The sequence below is a fragment of the Streptomyces sp. URMC 127 genome, from assembly GCF_051386535.1.
Lineage (GTDB): Bacteria > Actinomycetota > Actinomycetes > Streptomycetales > Streptomycetaceae > Streptomyces.
Map to the genome: position 1 here is coordinate 1 of NZ_JBPQTW010000369.1, position 3,485 is coordinate 3,485.

At 74.2% G+C, this 3,485-nt stretch carries 2 protein-coding genes; both read left to right on the top strand.

Annotated elements, in window-relative coordinates; genetic code table 11:
- Nucleotides 1-1,534 (top strand): succinic semialdehyde dehydrogenase (locus tag ACSNOH_RS34025; protein ID WP_436725313.1); only part of this gene is annotated, 1,534 nt, incomplete at its 5' end.
- 68 nt (nt 1,535-1,602) lie between these two features.
- Nucleotides 1,603-3,462, top strand: a complete 1,860-nt coding sequence (locus tag ACSNOH_RS34030; protein ID WP_436725314.1) for a GMC family oxidoreductase N-terminal domain-containing protein — start codon at nt 1,603-1,605, stop codon at nt 3,460-3,462.
- Nucleotides 3,463-3,485: the final 23 nt, after the last annotated feature.

A 3,485-nucleotide genomic window follows, 5' to 3' on the forward strand; every position in this document is an offset into this window, starting at 1 on the left:
CGTCATCACGCCCGCCCTCGCCGCCCGCCTCACCCGGCCCGTCGTGGGCTCCGGCACCACCGTCAGCCGCACCCCGCTCACCGGTCTGCAGCTCGCCGAACTGCCCGAGTCCACCCCGGACGACGTGGCCGAGGCCTTCGTCCGCGCGCGAGAGGCGCAGCAGCACTGGGCGACCGTGCCCGTGAGCGCGCGCGCCGCCGTCCTGCTGCGCTTCCACGACCTGCTCCTGGAGCGGCAGTCCGAGGTCCTCGACCTCATCCAGGCGGAGACCGGCAAGGCCCGCCTGCACGCCCACGAGGAAGTGCAGGCCGTGGCCGTCGGCGCCCGCCACTACGGGCGCAAGGCGGCCGCCTACCTGCGGCCCAAGGGGCACACGGGCGTCCTGCCCGTCCTCACCAAGGTCACCGAACTGCGCCACCCGCGCGGCGTCGTCGGCCAGATCGCCCCCTGGAACTACCCCCTGGAGCTGTCCGTGGGGGACGCCCTGCCCGCCTTCGCGGCCGGGAACGCCGTCGTGATGAAGCCCGACACCGGCACGGCCCTGACCGCCCTGTGGGCGCGTGAGCTGCTGGTCGAGGCGGGGCTGCCGGAGGAGGTCTGGCAGGTCGTCATCGGCGACGGCCCGGTCGTCGGGCCCGCGCTCGTCGCGCACGCCGACTACGTCTCCTTCACCGGCTCGACGCGCACCGGCCGCGAGGTCGCCCAGGGCGCCGCGGCGCGCCTGATCGGCTCCTCGCTCGAACTCGGCGGCAAGAACGCCATGCTCGTCCTCCACGACGCCGACGTGGAGAAGGCCGCCGCCGGCGCCGTCCGCGGCTGCTTCTCGTCCGCGGGGCAGCTGTGCATCTCCATCGAGCGGCTGTACGTGCACGAGTCCGTGGCCGACGCGTTCCTGGAGCGCTTCACGGCCCGCGCGAAGGCGCTGCGGCTCGGCACGGGCCTCGCCTACGGCGCCGACATGGGCTCCCTCGCCTCGCAGCGCCAGCTGGACGCGGTGGTGCGGCACGTCGAGGACGCCGTCGCGCAGGGCGCCACCGTCCTTACGGGCGGCCGCCCGCGGCCCGACGTCGGCCCGTTCTTCTACGAGCCGACCGTGCTGGAGGGCGTGCGGCCGTCCATGGCCGTGTGCGCCGAGGAGACCTTCGGCCCCGTCGTCTCCGTCTACCGCTTCCGGGACGAGGACGAAGCCGTCGCCCTCGCCAACGCCACCCCGTACGGGCTCAACGCGAGCGTGTGGACCGCGGACGGCCGCCGCGGCCGGGAGATCGCGGCGCGCCTGCGCACCGGCACCGTCAACGTCAACGAGGCGTACGCGGCCGCCTACGGCAGCGCGCGGGCCCCCATGGGCGGCATGGGCGAGTCGGGGCTGGGCCGCCGCCACGGCTCCGAGGGCATCCTCAAGTACACCGAGGCGCAGACGGTCGCCCACCAGCGCGTCGTACCGCTCGCCCCGGCCTTCGGGCTGGACGACGCGAAGTACGCGGAGGTCATGACGCGGGGCCTGCAGCTGCTGAAGGCGCTCAGGCTGCGCTGACGGGCCGGTGCCCGCCCGCCCCGCACGCTCTCGTACGACCCGGAGGAACGGAGAGGAACGGAGAGGCAGTGTTCGACTACGACGTGATCGTCGTCGGCTCGGGCTTCGGCGGTGCGGTGTCCGCGCTGCGCCTGACCGAGAAGGGCTACCGCGTGGGCGTCCTGGAGGCGGGCCGCCGCTTCACCCGCGAGAACCTCCCCAGGAACTCGTGGGACCTGCGCAACTACCTGTGGGCGCCCGCGCTCGGCCTCTACGGCATCCAGCGCATCCACCTCCTCGGCAACGTGATGGTCCTGGCGGGCGCCGGCGTCGGCGGCGGCTCCCTCAACTACGCCAACACCCTCTACGTACCGCCGAAAGCCTTCTTCCAGGACCGGCAGTGGGCCGGCATCACCGACTGGGAGGACGAGCTGCGGCCGTACTACGACCAGGCGAGCCGCATGCTCGGCGTCCGCCTCAACCCCACGACCACGCCCTCCGACGTCCACCTGAAGGCGGCGGCGGAGCGCCTGGGCGTGGGGGAGACCTTCCGCAGGGCCCCGGTCGGCGTGTTCTTCGGGGACGGCGAGGACGCCGCCGGCACGCACCGGGCGGAACCCGGCGAGGAGAGCCCCGACCCCTATTTCGGCGGCGCCGGGCCCGCCCGCCGGGCCTGCACCGAGTGCGGCGAGTGCATGACCGGCTGCCGGCACGGCGCGAAGAACACCCTCAACGAGAACTACCTGTACCTCGCCGAGCGGGCGGGCGCCGTCGTCCACCCGATGACCACGGTCGTCGCGGTCACCGAGCACCGGGACGGCGGCTACCGCGTGGTGACCGTCCCGACCGACAAGCGGCGCGGCTCCGCGGCCGCCCGGCCGCGCGTCCTGCGCGCCGAGCGGGTGGTGATCGCCGCCGGCACGTACGGCACGCAGACGCTGCTGCACACCATGAAGGACAAGGGCCTGCTGCCCCGCATCCCGGCCGGTCTGGGCCGGCTGACCCGTACGAACTCCGAGGCGCTCGTCGGCGCGCAGACCGACGACCGCCGCTACGGCAAGGCGCACGGCGGGGCACGCCCGGACTTCACCCGGGGCGTCGCCATCACCTCCTCCGCCTACCTGGACGACCACACGCACATCGAACCCGTCCGCTACGGCAAGGGGTCGAACGCGATGGGGATGCTGTCGGTCCTCCAGGTGCCCGTGGGGACGCGGGCGCCGCGGGCCGCCGCGTTCGCCGCGCGCTGCGTGCGGCACCCGGTGCAGCTGCTGCGGTCGCTGTCCAACCGGCGCTGGTCCGAGCGGACGATCATCGGGCTCGTGATGCAGTCGCTCGACAACTCCCTGACCACGTACCGCCGCAGGCGCGGCCCGGGCAACGGCCTGCTGACGGCGCGGCAGGGGCACGGGGCGCCCAATCCGAAGCAGATCCCCGCGGCGGCGATGGCCGCGGACATCCTCGCCGAGGAGATCAACGGCTTCCCCGGCAGCAACGTGGGCGAGCTGATGGGCACCCCGCTGACCGCGCACTTCCTCGGCGGCTGCCCGATCGGCGCGGACGCCTCGCAGGGCGTCATCGACTCGTACCACCGGCTGTACGGGCATCCCGGCATCTCGGTCGTGGACGGCGCGGCCGTCTCCGCGAACCTCGGCGTCAACCCGTCGCTCACCATCACGGCCCAGGCGGAGCGGGCGATGTCCTTCTGGCCGAACAAGGGCGAGCCGGACCCGCGGCCGGAGCAGGGTCAGGCGTACGAACGGATCGAGCCGGTCGCGCCGGTGCGGCCCGCCGTGCCGGAAGGGGCGTACGGGGAGCTGCAGTTGAAGCGGGCGCCCGAGGTGCCGCCGGTGCAGGCGCTGCCGGAGGGGCGGCCGCTGCTGCGGCTGCTGCCGGTGGTGCCGCCGGAGGGGCGGCGGGCGAACGGGCGCGGGTGCGCGTCCTCTTGAGGGTTTCGGCTGTCTCTTATACA